This is a genomic window from Pseudomonas aeruginosa (genome assembly GCF_001457615.1).
Taxonomy (GTDB): domain Bacteria; phylum Pseudomonadota; class Gammaproteobacteria; order Pseudomonadales; family Pseudomonadaceae; genus Pseudomonas; species Pseudomonas aeruginosa.
The window spans coordinates 5,687,574-5,707,026 of record NZ_LN831024.1 but is presented as its reverse complement, the minus strand read 5'-3'; the positions used below and the strand labels follow the sequence as shown (position 1 = coordinate 5,707,026).

General features: G+C 66.8%; 11 protein-coding genes and 2 pseudogenes. 1 reads left to right on the top strand and 12 read right to left on the bottom strand.

Annotated features, from left to right (window positions below):
* Positions 1–5: 5 nt before the first annotated feature.
* The 9 genes and pseudogenes from AT700_RS30345 to AT700_RS26165 form a co-directional block, all read right to left on the bottom strand.
* Entirely contained in the window at positions 6–296 is a 291-nt protein-coding gene (locus tag AT700_RS30345) for a universal stress protein (RefSeq protein WP_171906221.1), read from the bottom strand.
* The gene (locus AT700_RS26200; protein WP_172826492.1) at positions 242–820 is read right to left on the bottom strand and encodes a universal stress protein; all 579 of its coding nucleotides are present in this window, start codon (positions 818–820) and stop codon (positions 242–244) included. Before AT700_RS26200 ends, AT700_RS30345 begins: the two co-directional genes overlap by 55 nt.
* Positions 821–932: 112 nt before the next feature.
* Complete coding sequence (locus AT700_RS26195) at positions 933–1,385, bottom strand: YiiD C-terminal domain-containing protein (RefSeq protein WP_003116142.1); 453 nt, start codon at positions 1,383–1,385, stop codon at positions 933–935.
* Between the two features lie 90 nt (positions 1,386–1,475).
* Positions 1,476–2,752, bottom strand: a pseudogene (locus AT700_RS26190) (bifunctional O-acetylhomoserine aminocarboxypropyltransferase/cysteine synthase).
* Positions 2,753–2,872: 120 nt separating this feature from the next.
* Positions 2,873–3,847, bottom strand: a complete 975-nt coding sequence (locus tag AT700_RS26185; RefSeq protein WP_003103681.1) for a sulfite exporter TauE/SafE family protein — start codon at positions 3,845–3,847, stop codon at positions 2,873–2,875.
* A gap of 150 nt (positions 3,848–3,997) precedes the next feature.
* A complete protein-coding gene (gene selO, locus AT700_RS26180; RefSeq protein ID WP_003116144.1) occupies positions 3,998–5,458 on the bottom strand; it encodes a protein adenylyltransferase SelO in 1,461 nt (486 codons plus the stop codon).
* A 66-nt stretch (positions 5,459–5,524) separates the two neighbouring features.
* The gene (gene mscK, locus AT700_RS26175) at positions 5,525–8,881 is read right to left on the bottom strand and encodes a mechanosensitive channel MscK (RefSeq protein WP_023089697.1); all 3,357 of its coding nucleotides are present in this window, start codon (positions 8,879–8,881) and stop codon (positions 5,525–5,527) included.
* A gap of 91 nt (positions 8,882–8,972) precedes the next feature.
* Entirely contained in the window at positions 8,973–10,715 is a 1,743-nt protein-coding gene (locus tag AT700_RS26170) for a potassium/proton antiporter (RefSeq protein WP_003114562.1), read from the bottom strand.
* A gap of 292 nt (positions 10,716–11,007) precedes the next feature.
* Positions 11,008–12,810, bottom strand: coding sequence for an acyl-CoA dehydrogenase (locus AT700_RS26165; protein ID WP_003114561.1), 1,803 nt, complete (start codon positions 12,808–12,810; stop codon positions 11,008–11,010).
* Positions 12,811–13,111: 301 nt separating this feature from the next.
* Between AT700_RS26165 and AT700_RS26160 the strand changes: the two genes are divergently transcribed.
* Positions 13,112–13,948, top strand: a complete 837-nt coding sequence (locus tag AT700_RS26160) for a 23S rRNA (adenine(2030)-N(6))-methyltransferase RlmJ (RefSeq protein WP_003095790.1) — start codon at positions 13,112–13,114, stop codon at positions 13,946–13,948.
* Positions 13,949–13,951: 3 nt separating this feature from the next.
* On the opposite strand, the gene msrA is transcribed toward AT700_RS26160, so the two are convergent.
* The 3 genes and pseudogenes from msrA to aceF all read right to left on the bottom strand — a co-directional run bounded on the left by msrA (position 13,952) and on the right by aceF (position 19,452).
* Entirely contained in the window at positions 13,952–14,599 is a 648-nt protein-coding gene (gene msrA / locus AT700_RS26155) for a peptide-methionine (S)-S-oxide reductase MsrA (RefSeq protein WP_003095789.1), read from the bottom strand.
* 93 nt (positions 14,600–14,692) lie between these two features.
* Positions 14,693–17,391: pseudogene (gene dipA, locus AT700_RS26150) on the bottom strand (phosphodiesterase DipA).
* Between the two features lie 417 nt (positions 17,392–17,808).
* Positions 17,809–19,452 (bottom strand): dihydrolipoyllysine-residue acetyltransferase, encoded by a 1,644-nt coding sequence (gene aceF / locus AT700_RS26145; protein ID WP_048521718.1) that lies wholly within the window; start codon positions 19,450–19,452, stop codon positions 17,809–17,811.
* Position 19,453 lies beyond the last annotated feature (1 nt).

Sequence of the window (19,453 nt, the reverse complement as noted above, 5' to 3'; positions counted from 1 at the left end):
CGCTTCTACGAGGTAACCAGGACGTCGCAGCTCGGCTGGCGCAGGTAACGTTGCGCCAGGTTGCCGAGCAGCGCCTGCATCAGCGCGTTGCGGCTGTGCCGGCCGAGGGCGAGCAGCTCCGGCTGGCGCTGCTTCAACGCGGCGTCCAGGCTGTACGGCAGCACGCCGGGAACCACTTCGTGGCTCAGCTGCGGCCCGACGCCCGGCAGGCGCTCCTGCTCGTCGCTCAGCAATTGTTCGATCAGCCCGGCCTGGGTGGCCAGGTGCGCGGCATTCTGCCTGGGCAGGCCGAGCACGCCGTCGTCGGGGACTCGAACACGTGCAGGGCGTGCAGGTCGGCTTCCACCGGCAGCAGGCGGTAGGCCTGGCGCAGCGCGGTACAGGCGCACTGGGAAAAGTCCAGGGCGCTGAGCGCCTGGCGGTAGGGTTCGTCCGCCTCGCGCACGGCGAGCAGCACCGGCACCCGGCTGCGCCGCACCACCTGGTCGAGGGTGGTGTTGCCGAAGCGTTCGAAGGTCTTCTGGTGGTGTGCGCCCATCAGCAGCAGGTCCGGTTCGAGCGCCCGGGTCTGCTGCAGGATGCCGTCGATCGGCTGGCCCCTGAACAGGTGGATGGCGCTGTCCTCGTCGAGGCCGGCCTCCTTGCGCTTGAGCTGCAGCATGGCGCTGACGGTCTTCACCGCCGACGCCGATAGCCCCGGGTCGTACACGTGCAGCAGGCTGACCCGCGCATCGTGCTGGCGGGCCAGTTGGGCGGCGCGGGCGAGGGCGACGTCGGCTTCCGGGGTGAGGTCGTGGGCGACCAGGAGGTGGCGGATCATGGCGGACTCCGTGGGATGGCTACGCTGGCTTCTCCACTGTCGCGCCGCAGCTCGCTACGGACCTTGATCCATGGCAGAAAAAACCTTCGCCGTGCCCTGCGAAATCTGCCAGTCAGGGCCGCGCGTGGCTGCGTAGCTGGTACAGCGCGGTGCTTTCCGCCACCACCTCCCCCTGCTCGTCGGTGAGTTGCAGTTCGAGGCTGTATTCGGCCTTGCCGCGCTCCCCGGCCTCGGTTTCCAGTTGGCGGATGCGCTCGGCATCCAGGCGTGCCTCGACGCGGATGTCGCCCTTGGCCGGGCGGCGGAAGCGCAAGGTCATCTCCTTGACGATGGGATAGAAGCGGGCGCTGTCGAAGCTGGTCAGGAACAGCGCGCCACCGGGAATTTCGGCGAGGGTGAAGAGCGCCCCTGCGTACATGCTGCCGATGTGGTTCTCGTTGCCGGCGCCCGGCATGCGCAGGCGCACGTAGCCGGGTTCGAGGACTTCCGCCCTGAGTCCGCTGCGCTGGACGAAGGCGATCTTTTCTTCGGTCAGGTGCCTGGCGAGTTCGGTGGGCAGTGGCATGGCGCTCTCCATGTCGGGGATCCCAGCCAGACTAGCCGGCCGGCCAGGCCGGGCAAGGACCGAAACGCTCGCCCGGACTGACCGATCCGCTCAGCGTGCGGCGGCGGCCAGGGCCTGGTCGAGGTCGGCGAGGATGTCGTCGATGTGCTCGATGCCGATCGACAGCCGCACCATGTCGTCGGAGACTCCGGCGCGGGCCAGTTCCTCTGCGTTCAACTGGCGGTGGGTGGTGCTCGCCGGGTGGCAGGCCAGGGACTTGGCGTCGCCGATGTTGACCAGCCGCACCACCAGCTTCAAGGCGTCGATGAAGCGCGCGCCGGCGGCGCTGCCGCCCTGGATGCCGAAGGACAGGATCGCCGCCGGGCGGCCCCCAGATAGCGCCGGGCCAGGGCGTGCTCGGGGTTGTCGGCGAGGCCGGCGTATTTCACCCAGGCCACCTGCGGATGTTGTTGCAGGTAGCGGGCTACGGCGAGGGCGTTGTCGCAGTGGCGCTCCATGCGCAGCGCCAGGGTCTCCAGGCCTTGGAGGATGAGGAAGGCGTTGAACGGCGAGAGCGCCGCGCCCATGTTGCGCAGCGGTACCACCCGGCAGCGGCCGATGAAGGCGGCGGGTCCGAAGGCCTCGGTGTAGGTGACGCCGTGGTAGGACGGATCGGGCGTGTTCAGCAGCGGGAAGCGCGACTTGTTCGCCGCCCAGTCGAATTTGCCGGAGTCGACCACGATCCCGCCGATGCTGGTGCCGTGGCCGCCCATGTACTTGGTCAGCGAGTGCACGATGATGTCGGCACCGTGCTCGAACGGTCGGCAGAGCACCGGGGTGGCTACCGTGTTGTCGACGATCAGCGGTACGCCGTGGCGGTGAGCGGCGTCGGCCAGTGCCTGCAGGTCGATGATGTTGCCCGCCGGGTTGCCGATGGTTTCGCAGAACACGGCCTTGGTCCGCTCGTCGATCAGCGCTTCCAGGGCGGCGATGTCGTCGTGGGCGGCGAAGCGCGCCTGGATGCCGATGCGTGGCAGGGTGTGGGCCAGCAGGTTGTAGGTGCCGCCGTAGAGCTTGGCCACCGAGACGATGTTGTCGCCGGCTTCGGCGACGGTCTGGATCGCGTAGGTGATGGCCGCCATCCCCGAGGCCACCGCCAGCGCCCCGACCCCGCCTTCCAGCGCCGCGACGCGCTGTTCCAGTACATCGTTGGTGGGGTTCATGATCCGTGTGTAGATGTTGCCCGGTACCTTCAGGTCGAACAGGTCGGCGCCATGCTGGGTGTCGTCGAAAGCGTAGGAGGTGGTCTGGTAGATCGGCACCGCCACCGCGCGGGTGGACGGGTCAGGGCTGTAGCCGGCGTGGACGGCCAGGGTTTCCAGTTTCATGCAGCGTTCCTTCGGGCAGATTGGAAGGACGCAGCATGGGAAAGCGCGCCGGGCGGGTCAATGCGCCCGGGCAAGGAAAAGCGTGCCTGGTTAGACCGTTGTGTTCGCCGCTTATGCCTGTCAGCGCAGGCCGATGTAGATGTTGTAGGCGCTGATCAGGGTGATCAGGGTGCCGACGATGACCAGCAGGGTGCGCGGCGAAAGCTTCTTGCACAGCAGGGCGGCGAACGGCGCGGCGAACAGGCCGCCGAAGACCAGTCCGGCGACCATCTTCCAGGTGTCCGGCTGGCCGGCGAGGAGGATGAAGGAGGTGGCGCTGGCGATGGTCAGGAAGAACTCGGCGAAGTTCACCGAGCCGATGGTGGTGCGCGGGTCGCTACCCGAGCCGATCAGGCTGCTGGTGACCACCGGGCCCCAGCCGCCGCCGCCGGCGGCATCGACGAAGCCGCCGAAGAGTGCCAGCTTGGCCACGTGGCGCGGTGCCCGGCGCTTGATCACGTGGCGGTAGGCCTTGCTCAGGATGTACAGGCCCATCAGCAGCAGGTAGGCGGAGATGAAGGGCTTGAGCTGGTGGCCGTCGAAGCGGGTGATCAGCACGGCGCCGAGCACCGCGCCGATCATTCCCGGCAGCAGCAGGCGGAGGAAGAGTGACTTGTTGACGTTGCCGAGCTTGACGTGGGAAATCCCGGAAAAGCCGGTGGTGAACACTTCGGCGATGTGCACGCTGGCGCTGGCGGCGGCCGGCGTGGCGCCAGCGCTGAGCAGGAAGGTGGTGGCAGTAATGCCGTAGGCCATGCCCAGCGCACCGTCGATCACCTGGGCGAAGAAGCCCACCGCCACCGCGCTCCAGAAACCTCGGCTGGTCAGGGCCTGCTCGATGATCTCGAAGCCGCTGCTGCCGCCGTTGTCGAAGAACAGGCGCCAGGCCAGGAAGGCGAGCAGGCCGACCAGGATCAGCACCGCCGCCCACATGGCGGCGCGCAGTACCGGGTGGTCGTCCGGATGGGTGACGAAATCTTCGACAGGAGGCAGACCTAGCGCCTGGTGTTCGGTGTTGATCGAACTCTGGCTGAGATCGAGGTCGCGTATCTTCATGCGGCAAGGCGCCTGACAGGAGGTGGTAGAACAGGCTGGAATAAGTGTGGCGGCGAAGATAATCGGCTTTTCTTAGTGCGTCTAAGAAGTTTTCCGAAGGTATTTATTCCATTGCGGCATTATCGGCCGCCGTTCTGTCAGGGTATCCCGTCAGGAGGAGCAACTGATTTCCAGGTGCCGCCCCCAGTCCGGCGGGCGCCGAGTGAAGCGCTCCATGCCCGGCTGTTCCTCGAACGGGCGACTCAGTACCTGGTGCAGCAAGCGGACTTCCGTGTAGTCGCCCTGCTCGGCCGCTTCGATGGCCTGCTGTGCCAGGTAGTTGCGCAGCACATAGAGCGGATTGACCGCGTGCATGCGCCGGCGCCGCGACTCCTGGTCTCCGCCTTCTTCCTCGACGCGCCGGCGGTAGGCCTCGGCCCAGCGGTCGAAGGCCTCGCGGTCGACGAAGTCGTCGCGCAGGCTGGCCAGCGCCCGCTCCGGAGTCTCTTCGCCGAGTCGGCGGAAGAACAGCGAGTAATCCACCGCGCTGCCCTGCATGCGCTGCAACAGTTCCTGGACCAGGGCCTGGTCGTTCTCCGCGGCGACGCCCAGGCCCAGGCGCCGGCGCATCAGGTCGAGGTAGTGGGCCTGGTAGAGGGGCAGGAACAGGTCGAGGCTGGCGCGCAGTTCGTCCACTTCCACCAGTGGCGTCAGCGCCTGGGCCAGGGCGGCCAGGTTCCAATGGGCGATCGGTACCTGGTTGCTGAAGGAGTAGCGGCCGGCGTCGTCGGAGTGGTTGCAGATGTGATTGGCGTCGAAATCGTCGAGGAAGGCGTAGGGCCCGTAGTCGAAGGTAATGCCGAGGATCGACATGTTGTCGGTGTTCATCACCCCGTGGCAGAAGCCATAGGCCTGCCAGCGGGCGATGAGTTCGGCGTTGCGCTCGACGACCTGGCGGAACATCGCCGCGTATGGCCGCTCGGCTGCGTTGCAGTCGGCGAAGTGGTGTTCCAGAACGAACGCCGCCAACTGTTTCAACTGGTCGTGCTGGCGGGTGTAGTAGAAGTATTCGAAGTGACCGAAGCGCACGTGGCTGGGCGCCAGGCGCAGCAGCGTCGCCGCGCTTTCCTTCTTCTCGCGCCAGACCGGCGTGCTCGAACCGATCACGCAGAGCGCCCGGCTGCTGGGAATGCCCAGTGCCGGAAGGGCTTCGGAGGCGAGGAACTCGCGGATCGACGAGCGCAGCACGGCGCGCCCGTCGCCCATCCGCGAGTAGGGGGTCTGGCCGGCGCCCTTGAGGTGCAGGTCCCAGTGCTCGCCGGCCTGGTTGATCACCTCGCCGAGCAGCAGGCCGCGGCCGTCGCCCAGGCGCGGGTTATAGGAGCCGAATTGGTGGCCGGAATACACCATCGCCCGCGGCTCGGCTTCCGACCACAGCTTGTGCCCGCCGAACAGTTCGGCGAACAGCGCTTCGTCGCTGGTTTCCGCTGGCAGGTCGAGCAGCGCCAGGGCGGCGGGGCTGGCTACCACCAGGCGCGGCTCGGCGATGGGGTCGGGCAGGACTTCGGTGGAGAAGGCGTCGCCCAGGCGGGCGAAGCGGTTGTCGAAGTCGAGGTCGTCGAGTGATTTCAAGAGAGGCCTCCGGCAATTCCCGAGCATTGTGCTGGGAATTGCCGGAGGGCGTCCAGGCCCGGAGGTTCAGCGGGTCGGTTCGGCGGGACCGTCCTGGCCCTTGAGCGCGGGCGGATTGCCGACGCCGCTGTGCTGCGGCTCGCCGACGAACAGCTGGACCTGCTGGCCCTGGAGGTTCTTGACGAACACATCGACCTGGTTGAAAGCCATGTCGATCTTGTGTTCGCGGAAGCTGGTGGCGATCTTCGTCAGGATCTCGTCGGTAGAGGGATTGCGGTCGCCCAGTTCGCGGACGTGGAAGCGCAGCTCGTAGTCGAAGGTACTGGCGCTGATGGTCAGGAAGTACAGCAGCGGCTCCGGGTCGCGCAGTACCCGCGGGTTTTCCTTGACCGCCTGCATCATCAGCTTGCGCGCCAGCGGCAGGTCGGTCTCGTAGGCCAGGCCGATCTTGATGGTGACCCGGGTCACGGTATCGCTCAGCGACCAGTTCACCAGTTGCCCGGTGATGAAGGTCTGGTTCGGGACGATGATCTCCTTGCGGTCGAAATCGGTGATGGTGGTGGCGCGGATGCGGATCCGGCTGACCGTGCCGGACAGGTTGCCGATGGTCACCACGTCGCCGATTCGTACCGGACGCTCGAAGAGGATGATCAGGCCGGAGACGAAGTTGGAGAAGATCGCCTGCAGGCCGAAACCGAGGCCTACCGAGAGCGCCGCCACCAGCCATTGCAGCTTGTCCCAGCTGACCCCGAGGGTAGACAGGGCGCTGACGATGCCGATGCCGCTGATGGCGTAGGAAAGCAGGGTGGTGGTGGCGTAGGCGCTGCCCTGGGCCAGGGTCAGGCGCTGCAGTACCAGGACTTCCAGCAGGCCGGGCAGGTTGCGCGCCAAGGCCACGGTGACCACCGCGATGGCCAGCGCCGCGAGGAAGTCGCGCAGGCTGATCGGCACGCTGGTGGCCGCTTCGCCGGTGCCGGCGGTGTACTGGTACAGGGTGACGTTGTCGAGGTAGGAGATCACGCTGATCAGGTCGGCCCAGACCCAGTACAGGCAGACGATGAAGCCGATCAGCAGGGCCAGGCGGATCAGCCGCAGCGATTGCTGGTTGATCTGCTCGATGCCGAGGGTCGGCTCCTCGACGTTGGTCTCGCCGTCGACGCCTTCCTTCGCCGCGTTCTGCCGTTTCGCCAGGGCCCGGGCGTAGGCCAGGCGCCGGGCCGCCACGCCCAGGCCGCGGACGAAGGCGGCTTCGATGACGAACCAGAGCAGCAGCAGGTAAAGGGTATCGATGAGACGGTCGGTGAGCTTCAGCGAGGTGTAGTAGTAGCCGAAGCAGACCGCGACGAAGAGCACCAGCGGCAGCGCGGTGAAGAGGATGCCGACGATCATCTTGATCAGCGACGGACGTTCGTCGCCGGGGCTGCTGAACAGCAGGCGGCTGAGCAGCCAGGCCATGGCCGCGTAGCCGAGCAGGACCACGGCGATGCCGATCACGTCGTCGGCCAGACTCGCCGGCTGGTGCTCGGCCACCGTCACCACGCCGACCAGCGCCAGGACCACAACGCCGAGGCGGACCAGGTGCCGGTCGAGGAAGCCGACCTGTTCGCGGCTCCAGTGGAAATGCCGCTCGGCGATGCCGCCCGGGGTGAGGATGCGATGGGCGGTGTAGAACAGCAGCCAGACCTGGGCCATTTCCAGCAGGGCGCTGCCAAGGGTGGCGTTCTGGCCGCGGGCGTCCAGCAGCAGGGCCAGCCCGGCGACGGCGAAGGTCAGGGTGCCGGGCAGGGCGAGGAGGATGGTGATCAGGATCGCCAGCGGGGTATGCAGCTGGCTGTCGCGCTTGAAGTGGCCGATGTCGTCGTTCAGCTCCGCCAGCTTGTCGTACAGGTAGCGGCGTTTCCACAGCAGCGCGGCGATCAGCAGGAACAGCGGCAGGAACAGCAGCGGCCGATCGACCAGGCCTTCGCCCAGTTCACGCACCCCGGAGCCCCAGGGGATCTCGGTGAGCTGGTTCTTCAGCAGGGTCGGGGTCATCTTGAACCAGGACAGGTCGAGCGGCTGGTTGCTGGGAATCCAGAACATCTGCTCGTCGAGGGTGGTGCGCAGGCTCTCGCTGGTGGAAAGCAACTGTTTCTGGTTCAACTGCAAGGTGATCGCTTCGTTGAGCAGCGCGTTGAGTTCGTGGTTGAGCCGTTCGAGCAACTCGGAACGGGTTGCCAACAGGGTGTCGAGATCCTTGCGCAGTTCCGGCGTGACCTGCTCGCTGGGCTGCTGGGCGAGCAGGTCGTCCAGGTATTGCTGCGGGGTCGCCAGCTTGTCGCGTTCCTGGTTCAGTTCGAACTGGCCGAGGCGCAGGTCGGCGATCTCGTCGGCCAGGCTCTGGTCGGCCTTGATCTTGGGCAGCGCCTGTTTCTGCTTGTAGAGGATGCGCGACAGCAGCAGGCTGCCGCGCAGGACGTTGATCTGTTCCTCGAGGGCCTGGTTGGACTGGGTCAGGTTGTCCAGTTGCTGCTTGGTCTCGAGGTTGCGCCGGGTGAGCACGTTGAGGCGGTCGGTGGCACGCAGGAGGTAGTCGGAGAGACGCAGGTTCTTGGCGTTCTCCTGGCTCAGCAGGCTGTCGGTGCCGGCCCCCTGGGCGCCTTCCTTGGACAGCTCGGCGACGGTCTTTTCCGACTGCTCGCGGCGCTTCTCGCTGATCAGCGCCTGCAGGTCGAGGGTTTCCTTTTCCAGGCGCGAGATCTTCTCGGTGAGCAGATCGTGCTGGCTCTTGCCGAGGTCCTGCAGCAGGTTGTTGCCGGCCAGCTCCTGGCGCAACAGCTGGCTCTGCACGGTCAATGCGGCCTGCTCGGCGAGCAGCTCACCGCGACGGTCGGCGTTGATCGTCTTGCTGCTTTCCTTGCCGGCCTTGAGCAGCGAGCCGATTTCCAGGATCCGTGCCTGCATGCTGCTGATGCCGGCCTGGGCTCGTTCCGGACGGGTCTCGGCGGTGATCGACAGGCTGTTGGCCTCGCCCAGGGCCTTCTGCCACTCGGCCTGCTGGGTGGTGCGGTCGTTGAGCAGCATTTCCAGGCGGGCCGCGCTCTCGCCGCTGTAGCGTTCGCTGACCGGACGTTCTTTGGTCTTCTTCAGGCGCTCCAGTTCGCGCTGGTTTTCCTCGATCTGCCGGGGCGCGTCGCTCAGGCGCTTTTTCAGGTCCTCCAGGCTCTGCAGCGCTTCGTCGCGCGCGGCGAGGAACTTGAGGGTCTGTTCGAGGCTGGCCTTGGCGACCTTCTGGTCGGCTTCGGCGAGCTTGCGCTCGGCCAGCTTGTCGAGGCTTTGCTGGACGGTCTCGGCCGAGGGCGGCTCGGACTGGGCGAGGAGCGGCGGACTGGCAAGGCAGAGGCCGAGGAAAAGAATAGCGATCAGGGAGCGGAGGGCAGGCATGGTCGAGAAGAGACTCGAAGAAGGGTGAATGCAGGTTAGTGGTGGCTCCGAGGCGCCGCAAGGCGCCTCGGAACGGGAATTCGACAGGAAATCAGAGGAAAAGTCCGGGCCCTGGGCGGCCTTCCGGAAACTTCACGCCGACCTTGCGGATACGGTTGCCTTCCAGGGCGGCCACGGTCCAGGTCAGGCCGTTCCACTCCACCTGGTCGCCGATCACCGCTTCGCCGCCGATCTCGTGGGCGATGAAGCGGCCCAGCGCTTGCTCGCCGTCGATGCCGTCGAGCTTCAGGCCGTAGAGCGAGGCCACCGCCGACAGCTGGGCATCGCCTTCCAGCACGAAGTCGCCGAAGAAGCGCGCGCCGAGGCCCCGGTCGGGCGCCTGGCTGAACAGCTTGCCGAGGGCCGGCAGGTCGTGTTCGTGGCCGATCACGCAGAGAATGTCGTCGGCCTCGAGGATGGTGCTGCCCGACGGGTGGAGCAGTTCGGTGCCGCGGAACAGCGCGGCGATCCGGGTCCCGCCGGGCATCTTCAGCTCGCGCAGGGCGGCGCCGATGCACCACTTTTCCTTGTTCAGGTGGTAGACGAACAGCTCCCACTCGCTGGTCGGGTGGATCTCCAGGCCGGCGCGGGATATCGGTGCCGGATCCGGCGGCACCACCACCCGCAGCAGCCTGGCCGCCCAGGGCAGGCTGGTGCCCTGCACCAGCAGCGAGACCAGGACGATGAAGAAGGCCACGTTGAAGAACAGCTGGGCGTTCGGCAGGCCGGCCATCAGCGGGAACACCGCGAGGATGATCGGCACCGCGCCGCGCAGGCCGACCCAGGCGATGAAGGCTTTCTCGCGGTCGTGGAAGGCGCGGAACGGGATCAGTCCGATCAGTACCGACAGCGGTCGTGCCACCAGGATCATCCACAGCGCCAGGGCCAGTGCCGGCAGGGCGATCGGCCACAGGTCGTGGGGTGTGACCAGCAGGCCGAGGACCAGGAACATGCCGATCTGCGCCAGCCAGGCCATGCCGTCGAGCATGTGCAGGATGCCGTGGCGGCTGCGGATCGGGCGGTTGCCGAGGAGCAGGCCGCACAGGTAGATGGCGAGGATGCCGCTGCCGCCGACGGCGTTGGCCAGGGCGAACACCAGCAGGCCACCGCTGATCACCAGCAACGGGTAGAGGCCGCCGGCCAGGTGCATGCGGTTGATCAGTTGCAGCAGCAACCAGCCGCCGCCAAGACCGAGCAGGGCGCCGAGACCGAACTGCTGCACCAGGTGCAGGGCGAAGCCCCAGCTGAGGCCGGTCTGGCCGCTGGCGAGCATCTCGATCAGGGTCACGGTGAGGAACACCGCCATTGGGTCGTTGCTGCCCGATTCGATTTCCAGGGTCGCGGTGACCCGCTCGTTGAGACCTTTGCCGCCGAGCAGGGAGAACACCGCGGCGGCATCGGTGGAGCCGACGATGGCGCCGATCAGCAGGCCTTCCATCCAGTGCAGGTCGAACAGCCAGGCTGCCGCGATGCCGGTCAGGCCGGTGGTCACCAGCACGCCCAGGGTGGCCAGCGACAATGCCGGCCAGAGCGCCACGCGGAAGCTGGAGACGCGGGTGCGCAGGCCGCCGTCGAGGAGGATCACGGCGAGCGCCAGGTTGCCCACCAGGTAGGCCATCGGATAGTTGTCGAAGACGATGCCGCCGACCCCGTCGTTGCCGGCGATCATGCCGACGGCGAGGAAGATCACCAGGATCGGGATGCCCAGGCGGGAGGACAGCGAGCTGACGAGGATGCTCATGCCGACCAGCACCGCCCCGATCAGGAAGAAATTATTGACGGTGACGGCGTCCAAGGTCGGCCTCCTCGCGGCGGGACAGGGGGAAGGCGACGCTACGGGTCGGTTTTACGTAGGGGAATTACGTAGACAGGATGCAGGCCGCATGCCAAGTGATTCTAACCTGCGGATTTGGCGGACTGTAAAGGGGCGGCTGCGGTTTTTTTCGAAGGAATTCCAAGGCTTTCGCGTTGTCCGGGCGAGTGCGCGCGGACTCGCCGGCGTGGCCGCCAGGCAACGGCAACCCGGCGTCCATGCCCGGACATAAAAAAGCCCCGGACGTGACCGGGGCGGGAAAGGGCAGGCAGGATCAGAACCATTCTTCCTGCATGCTCGAACACACGTCGTCGCGGGCCTCCAGCAGCGCCAGTTCGTGGTGGCAGCCAGGCACTTCCCAGGTCAGGAAGTAGCGTGCGGCCTGCAACTTGCCGCGATAGAAGTCGGCGTCGGCGCAGTCGCCGCGAGCCAGCCCTTCCTCGGCGCGGATCGCCTGCTCCAGCCAGCGCCAGCCGATCACCGCATGGCCGAACACTTTCAGGTACAGCGCCGAGTTGGCCAGGCCCTGGTTGACCTGGCCCTGCATCAGGTCGCCGAGCAGTGCCAGGGTCACCTCGGACAGCCGCGCCACCAGCCGTTCCAGCGGCTGGCGCAGGGCGACCAGGGATGGGTGGGCTTCGGCGCGCCGGCAGGCGTCCTGGATCAGGCGGGTCAGCTGGCGCAGGCCGGCGCCATTGTTCTGCCCGACCTTGCGTCCCAGCAGGTCGAGGGACTGGATGCCGTGGGTGCCTTCGTGGATCGGGTTCAGGCGATTGTCGCGGTAGTACTGTTCCACCGGGTATTCGCGGGTGTAGCCGTGGCCGCCGAGGATCTGGATCGCCAGCTCGTTGGCCTTCAGGCAGAACTCCGAGGGCCAGGACTTGACGATCGGGGTCAGCAGGTCGAGCAGGTCGTGGGCCTGGCGGCGCTGTTCGTCGTCTTCCAGGGTCTGGCTGTCGTCGAACAGGCGCGCGGCGTACAGGCCCAGGTCGAAGGCGCCTTCGACATAGGCCTTCTGGGTCAGCAGCATGCGCCGCACGTCGGCGTGGCGGATGATCGCCACCTGTGGCGCGCTCGGGTCCTTGCCGTCCGGCAGGCGGCCCTGCGGGCGTTCGCGGGCGTACTCCAGCGAATAGAGGTAACCGGCATAGCCAAGCATCACCGCGCCCATGCCGACGCCGATGCGCGCCTCGTTCATCATCTGGAACATGTAGGCCAGGCCGTGGTGCGGCTTGCCCACCAGGTAGCCGACGCAGGCGCCGTTGTCGCCGAAGTTCAGCGCGGTGGAGGTGGTGCCGCGATAACCCATCTTGTGGAACAGGCCGGCGAGGATCACGTCGTTGCGCGGCCCGAGGCTGCCGTCGGCGTTGACCAGGAACTTCGGCACGATGAACAGCGAGATGCCTTTCACCCCCGGCGGTGCATCCGGCAGCTTGGCCAGGACCATATGCACGATGTTCTCGGAGAGCGGGTGGTCGCCGCCGGAAATGAAGATCTTGTTGCCCTTGATCCGATAGCTGCCGTCGGCGGCCGGTTCGGCGCGGGTGCGGATGTCGGAGAGGGAGGAGCCGGCGTGCGGTTCGGTGAGGGCCATGGTGCCGAAGAAGCGGCCCTCGATCATCGGTTGCAGGAAGCGCTGCTTCTGCTCCTCGCTGCCGAAGCTCTCGATCAGGTTGGCGGCACCCATGGTCAGGAACGGATAGGCCGAGCTACCGACGTTGGCCGCCTGGAAGTGGGCGAAGCAGGCCTGCGACAGCAGGGTCGGCAACTGCATGCCGCCTTGCTCGAAGCTGCGGGTGGCGTTGAGGAAGCCGGCGTCGAGGAAGGCATCCACTGCCGGCTTCACTTCCGGAATCAGCGTGGCTGAGCCATTCTCATAGAGCGGCTCGTGTTCGTCGCCCTTGCGGTTGTGCGGGGCGAACAGCTTTTCCGCCAGGCTCCGCGCGGTGCCGAGGGCGGCATCGAAGGTTTCGCGGCTATGTTCGGCGAAGCGCGGGCGCTGGGTCAGGGCTTCGGCATCGAGGACTTCGTACAGCTCGAACGCTAGGTTGCGGGAACTGAGCAGGGTTTCGGACATGACGACCTCGGCGAAAGGGGATCGTGGGGCGGCGCGGCGAAGGCATCGACCGTCGCAGGCGGTGCCAGGGTGCCAGCGAGTCTAGGCTGGTGAATGAAGGTCGCCAACCAACATCGATATGCGTGATACAAGGGCCAAACCTGCGACGGCGAGACCGCTGCCGAAGCCTCGGGAGGCTGGTAGAATCCGCGCCCCTCGCCCATGGGCGAGGGCCTGTGCCGACGCGGGGTCGGCGCGAATCCGCCGGGGCCGGGCGGTCCGGCTAGCAGCGCTGCCTGGCGCTGTCCAAGGAGCAGTCATCATGAATTATCGTCACGCTTACCACGCCGGCAACCATGCCGATGTCTTCAAGCACCTGGTGCTGGCGCGGATCTTCGCCCTGCTGGGGCGCAAGGACACGCCGTACGCCTACCTGGACAGCCATTCCGGGGTCGGCCTCTACGACCTGCAGGGTGACGAGGCCAGCCGCACCGGCGAGTGGGAGCAGGGCATCGCCCGCCTGTGGGAGCGCGAAGGCCTGCCCGAGCAACTGGACGATTACCTGGACGTGATCCGTCACCTGAATCCGGACGGCTCCCTGCGCTACTACCCGGGCTCGCCGGAACTGGCGCGGCGCCTGACCCGCGCCCAGGACCGCGTGCTGCTCAACGAACTGCATCCCGAGGACGGCCGCCTGCTCAAGGCCAACATGGCTGGCGAACGGCGGGTCGCCGTGCACCAGGGCGACGGTTGGCTGCTGCCGCGGGCGTTCCTGCCGGCGCCGGAAAAGCGCGCGGTGCTGCTGATCGATCCGCCGTTCGAGCAGGCCGACGAATTGCAGCGTTGTGTCGCTGCGCTCGACGAGGCGATCGGGCGGATGCGCCAGACGGTGGTGGTGATCTGGTATCCGATCAAGGACGAGCGCCAGCTCAAGCGTTTCTACCAGGCCCTGGAACGTAGCGTCGCGCCGAAGCTGCTGCGTGCCGAGCTGCACGTGCATCCGATCGACGACGCCGAGCGTTTCAACGGCTCCGGGCTGGCCATCGTCAATCCGCCGTGGCCGCTGGAGGACGAACTGCGCGACCTGCTGCCCTGGCTGGCCGAGGTCATGGCCCAGAGCCAGGGCGGCTGGCGTCTCGACTGGCTGGTGGCGGAATAGTCGTCAGGCCGGCAGGCACACCCCGGTGCCGCCCAGGCCGCAGTAGCCGTTGGGGTTCTTCGCCAGGTACTGCTGGTGGTAGGCCTCGGCGTAGTAGAAGGGCGGGACGTCGGCGATCTCGGTGGTGATGCGGTCGTAGCCGGCTTTCGCCAGTTCGGCTTGGAAGCTCTCCCGGCTGGCCATGGCCGCGGCTTTCTGGGCCGCGTCGAAGGTGTAGATCACCGAGCGGTACTGGGTGCCGATGTCGCCGCCCTGGCGCATGCCCTGGGTCGGATCGTGGGCTTCCCAGAATACCTTGAGCAGCTGTTCGAAGCTGGTCTCCTGCGGGTTGTAGACCACCAGCACGACCTCGCTGTGGCCGGTCAGGCCGGAGCAGACTTCGTCGTAGGTCGGGTTCGGCGTGTAGCCGCCGGCATAACCCACCGCGGTCACCCAGACACCCGGTTGCTGCCAGAGGCGACGCTCGGCGCCCCAGAAGCAGCCCATGCCGAACAGCACCTGTTGCAGGCCGGCGGGGAACGGCGCGGTCAGCGGGCGGCCGTTGACGAAGTGCGCTTCGGGCACCGGCATGGCGCTTTCGCGACCCGGCAGGGCCTGGTCCGGCGTGGGCAGCTCGCTTTTCTTGGTGAGGATTTCAGAACGCAGAACCATGGCTCTCGTCTCCTGCTCAGGGGGTAGGCGAATGACTCGCGGATGAGCACAGAGAGTACAGCCTTTCCGCGCCGGCGGGGGAGGCCTGGGCGATCAGTGCAGGGTGCGGCAAGGATAGCGCAGCAGACTGGTATTGAGCAGGTCGCTGGGGATCGGCCGGTCGAACAGGTAGCCCTGGCCGATGTCGCAGCGGTTGCGCCGGAGGAAGGCCAGTTGCTCGGCGCTCTCCACGCCTTCGGCGACTACCTTGAGCTTGAGGTTGTGGGCCATGGCGATCACCGCCGAGGTGATTTCCATGTCGTCCTGGCTGTCCGGGATGTCCTTGATGAAGCTGCGGTCGATCTTGATCACGTCGATGGGGAATTTCTTCAGGTAGCTCAGTGACGAGTAGCCGGTGCCGAAGTCGTCCATCGCCAGGGTCAGGCCGAGGCTCTTCAGGCGTTCGAGTTGCTGGCGGGTATCGTCGGTGGCGTCCAGCAGCAGGCTTTCGGTGAGCTCCAGTTCCAGCTGGCTGGCCGGGATGTTCTCTTCGTGGAGGATCGCCGCGATCGAGCCGACCAGGTCCGGGTCGGTGAACTGCTTGGGCGACAGGTTGATGGCGATCTGCAGCTCGCCCAGCCCGGCCTCGGCCAGCTCGCGGGCCTGGCGACAGGCTTCGCGGATCACCCACTTGCCGATCGGCACGATCAGCCCGGTTTCCTCGGCCACGCTGATGAAGCGGTCCGGGCGGATCATGCCTTTTTCCGGATGCTGCCAGCGCAGCAGGGCTTCCAGGCCGAGCAACTGGCCGCTGCGCAGGCACAGCTTGGGCTGGTAGTGCACCGCCAGTTCGTTCTGCGCCAGGGCGCGGCGCAAGTTGCTCTCGACGAACAGCTTGTAGCTGGCCTCGGCGGTCAGCGCCTCGGTGAACACCTGGACCTGGTGCTTGCCGTTGGCCTTGGCCTTGTGCAGCGCCAGGCCGGCGTACTTCATCAGGGTCTGCGGGTCGCAGCCGTGCTGCGGGGCGCTGGCCAGGCCGATGGAGCCGGTGATGTTGATCAACTGGTTGTCGACGAACAGCGGCTTGTCGAGCATGTGCAGGACCTGCGCGGCAATGCTTTCGCCCTTTTCCACCGCGGTGTCGTCGAGCAGCACGGCGAACTCGTTGCTGGCGAAGCGCGCCAGGGTGGCGCCGTCGCCGAGGCAACTGCGCAAGCGCCGGGCCAGGCTGACCAGCAGCTTGTCGCCGGTCTGGTGGCCGAGGCTGTCATTGATCCGCTTGAAGTTGTCGATGTCCACCAGCAGCAGGCTGAGCGGGCGGTCGCCGCTGCTTTCCAGGCGTTCCTCGAGGGCGCCGATGAAATAGTGCCGGTTGGCCAGGCCGGTGAGGTTGTCGCGGTAGGCGAGTTTCTCGATGTGCTGCTGGGCCAGCTTGTTCTGCGTGATGTCTTCGTAGATGCCGATGTAGTGGGTCAGCTCGCCGAGATCGTCGTAGACCTTCGACAGCGACAACTGGCCCCAGTAAGGCTCGTGGTTCTTGCGGCGGCTGCGGAACTCGCCCTGCCAGCTGTTCTGCTGGGTCAGCGCGGAACGCGCGTCGAACAGCAGCTCGCTGAGGTTCTCCAGCGCCGGAAGCTCGGACAGGCGTCGGTTACGCACTTCGTCGGCGCTGTACTGGGTGATCGAGGTGAAGCTCGGATTGACGTATTCCACCACGCCGTCGCGGTCGATCAGCAGGAAGGCGCTGGCGCTCTGTTCCACCGCGCGCTGGAACAGGTGCAGGGCGCTGGAGACATTGCGTCGCTCGTGGTTCATCAGGACCTGCGCGTACTGGTCGGCGAGTTCCCCGGCGAAGGCGATCTCGTCGCTCTGCCACATGCGGTTCTCGCCGGCGTGTTCCAGGCACAGCACGCCGACCACCTCGCCGCCGATGCGGATGGTGGCGTCGAGCAGGGCGTTGACGCCCAGCGGCTTCAGGTAGTCCTTGTAGAGTTCCTGGGTGCGTGGGTCGCGCTGGGCGTTGTGGGCGTCGATGGCGCGCCCGCTGTGTACCGCCTCGAGGTAGGCGGGGTAGCGGCTGGCGTCGATGCTCTGGGGCTTCTCGTACTGGTCGAGGTCGCGGCGGTAGACGGTCACCGCTTCCAGGCGCTGGTCGTCGAGCAGCCGCCAGATGCCGGCTCGCGCGGTGCCGTAGGCTTCGCAGGCGGCCTGGGTGATCAGTTGCGCAGCCTCCAGCAGCGGGTCGCTGGACAGGTAGCGATGGCGGGCCAGGCGGACGATCAGGTTCTGCTGGGTGCGCGAGCGCAGCAGGTGTTGCAGGTGGTCGTCCTGGGAGCGCTGGTAGAGGTCCAGGGACGCCTTCAGGCGCAGGTTCTGCGATTCCAGGTCGAGCAACTGTTCGCTGCGCTCGGCGCTCTCCGCTCGCTCCTCGACCATCAGGTAGCCGTGCAGCAACTGGCGGCCATGCTGCTGGAAGGCTTCGCCGAACTCCAGCATGGTCAGCACGCCGTTGGGTGTGTGCAGCTTGTAGCTCACCTGGTAGTGCGGGCGCTTCACCAGTTGCTGCTGGATCTGCTCGTGCAGGCGGTGGCGGGCCTCGGGTTCCATCAGGCTGGCGTAAGGCGCATCGAGCAGTGCGCAGAGGGTAGTCGCCGGCAGCCCGACTGGCGCTCGCAGGCAGGATCGAGGAACAGCAGTGCCCAGCTCGGCTCGTTCAGCCGCTCGAAACGCAGCAGCCCGAGCCGCGACGGCACGGGTAGCTGCGTGACAACCTCGGCCGCCGAACGGCTGGCGGCATCGGGATGACTTTTCATGCGAGGCTGATTCCAGGTACTGAGCGAGGGGGAGGCCTCGACCCGTTTCGATGGGGTGCAGGCAAAGGGTGCATTATGCCGATTGGTCTGACAAGTAACTCTGTATCGGCCCGGCAGGGCCCAAGTTAAGCGTATCCGGGAAAAAACCGCTGGACGGTCGGAGGTCTGCGGTGCCGCTGGAAAAGCCCTGTTTTTCGTAGGGTTGGCTTCGCCGGGAGGGTTGGCGTCGAGCGCCTGTCATCGTGCGCGCCGAACTCGCGCCTGCGGGTCCTGTGGCATTCGCTGGCGGTACGACGGGACGCAGTTTCGCCGAGCCGTCAGGCGGGCAAAAAAAGCCCCACCATCCGGTGGGGCCGAGAGACGAGCGTGGCATGCTCGCGAGAGGGGCTGGCCGCTCCGTGGGGAGCGGCGCAGGTATTACAGGAGCAGGGTGCGGATGTCCGCCAGCAGCTCGCCCAGGCGCTTGGTGAAGCGCGCCGCGGCGGCACCGTTGATCACGCGATGGTCGTAGGACAGCGACAGCGGCAGCATCAGGCGCGGCTGGAAGGCCTTGCCGTCCCATACCGGCTGCATGGTCGCCTTGGACACACCGAGGATCGCCACTTCCGGCGCGTTGACGATCGGCGTGAAGCCGGTGCCGCCGATGTGGCCGAGACTGGAGATGGTGAAGCAGGCGCCCTGCATGGCATCGGCCGAGAGCTTCTTGTTGCGGGCCTTGTCGGCCAGCTCGGCGGCCTCGGCGGCCAGTTGCAGGAGGCTCTTCCGGTCGACATCGCGGATCACCGGGACCAGCAGGCCGTCCGGAGTGTCCACGGCGAAGCCGATGTGTACGTACTTCTTGCGAATCAGCGCCTTGCCGCTGGGGGCCAGCGAACTGTTGAAGTCCGGCAGTTCCTTGAGCAGGTGGGCGCAGGCCTTGAGCAGGATCGGCAGTACGGTCAGCTTGACCCCGGCCTTCTCCGCCGCGGCCTTCTGGGCAACGCGGAAGGCTTCCATGTCGGTGATGTCCGACTGGTCGAACTGGGTCACGTGCGGCACGTTCAGCCAGCTGCGATGCAGGTTGGCGGCGCCGACCTGCATCAGGCGGGTCATCGCCACTTCTTCCACTTCGCCGAACTTGCTGAAGTCGACTTCCGGGATCGGCGGGATGCCGGCTCCGCCGGTGGCGCCGGCACCGCCGGACTTGGCGCGCTGCAGTTGCTCCTTGACGAAGACCTGGACGTCTTCCTTGAGGATGCGGCCCTTGGGACCGCTGGCTTTCACTTCGCTCAGCTCGACGCCGAACTCGCGCGCCAGCATGCGCACCGCCGGGCCGGCGTGGACCTTGGCGCCGTCGCGGCTGGGTGCGCCGACCGGAGCCGGGGTATCGGCCTTGGCTGGCGCAGGGGCCGCCGCGGCGGGCTTCTGCTCGGCGGCGGGCGCCGCGGCCTGGGCCGGAGCGGCTGCCGGCTGCTCTTCGGCTGCCGGAGCGGCGCCTTCCACCTTCAGCTTGAGGATCAGGTCGCCGGTGCCGACTTCGTCACCGACCTTGATCGAGACGCTTTCCACCACGCCGGAGGCCGGCGAAGGGATCTCCATGCTGGCCTTGTCGGATTCCAGGGTGATCAGCGACTGGTCGGCCTCGACCGTGTCGCCAGCCTTGACCATCACTTCGATGATGTTGGCCTTGCCGGCCGAGCCGATGTCCGGGACCTTGATGTCCTGGACACTGGCTGCGGCGGGGGCGGCCGGCTTGCTCTCGCTCGGGGCGGGAGCAGGCGCTTCGGCTTTCGGCGCTTCCGGTTGGGCGGGCGCTGCCTCGGCCTTGGCTTCGGCAGGCTGTTCGCCGCCTTCCACTTCCAGCTCGAGGATTTCGTCACCTTCTTTCAAGGTGTCGCCGACCTTCGCCTTGATGCTTTTCACTACCCCGGCCTTGGGACTGGGGATTTCCATGCTGGCCTTGTCGGATTCCAGGGTCAGCAGGCTCTGATCGGCCTCGACCTTGTCGCCGGGCTTGACCAGCAGCTCGATGACTTCACCCTCACCGTTGCCGATGTCGGGTACGCGAATGAGTTCGCTCACA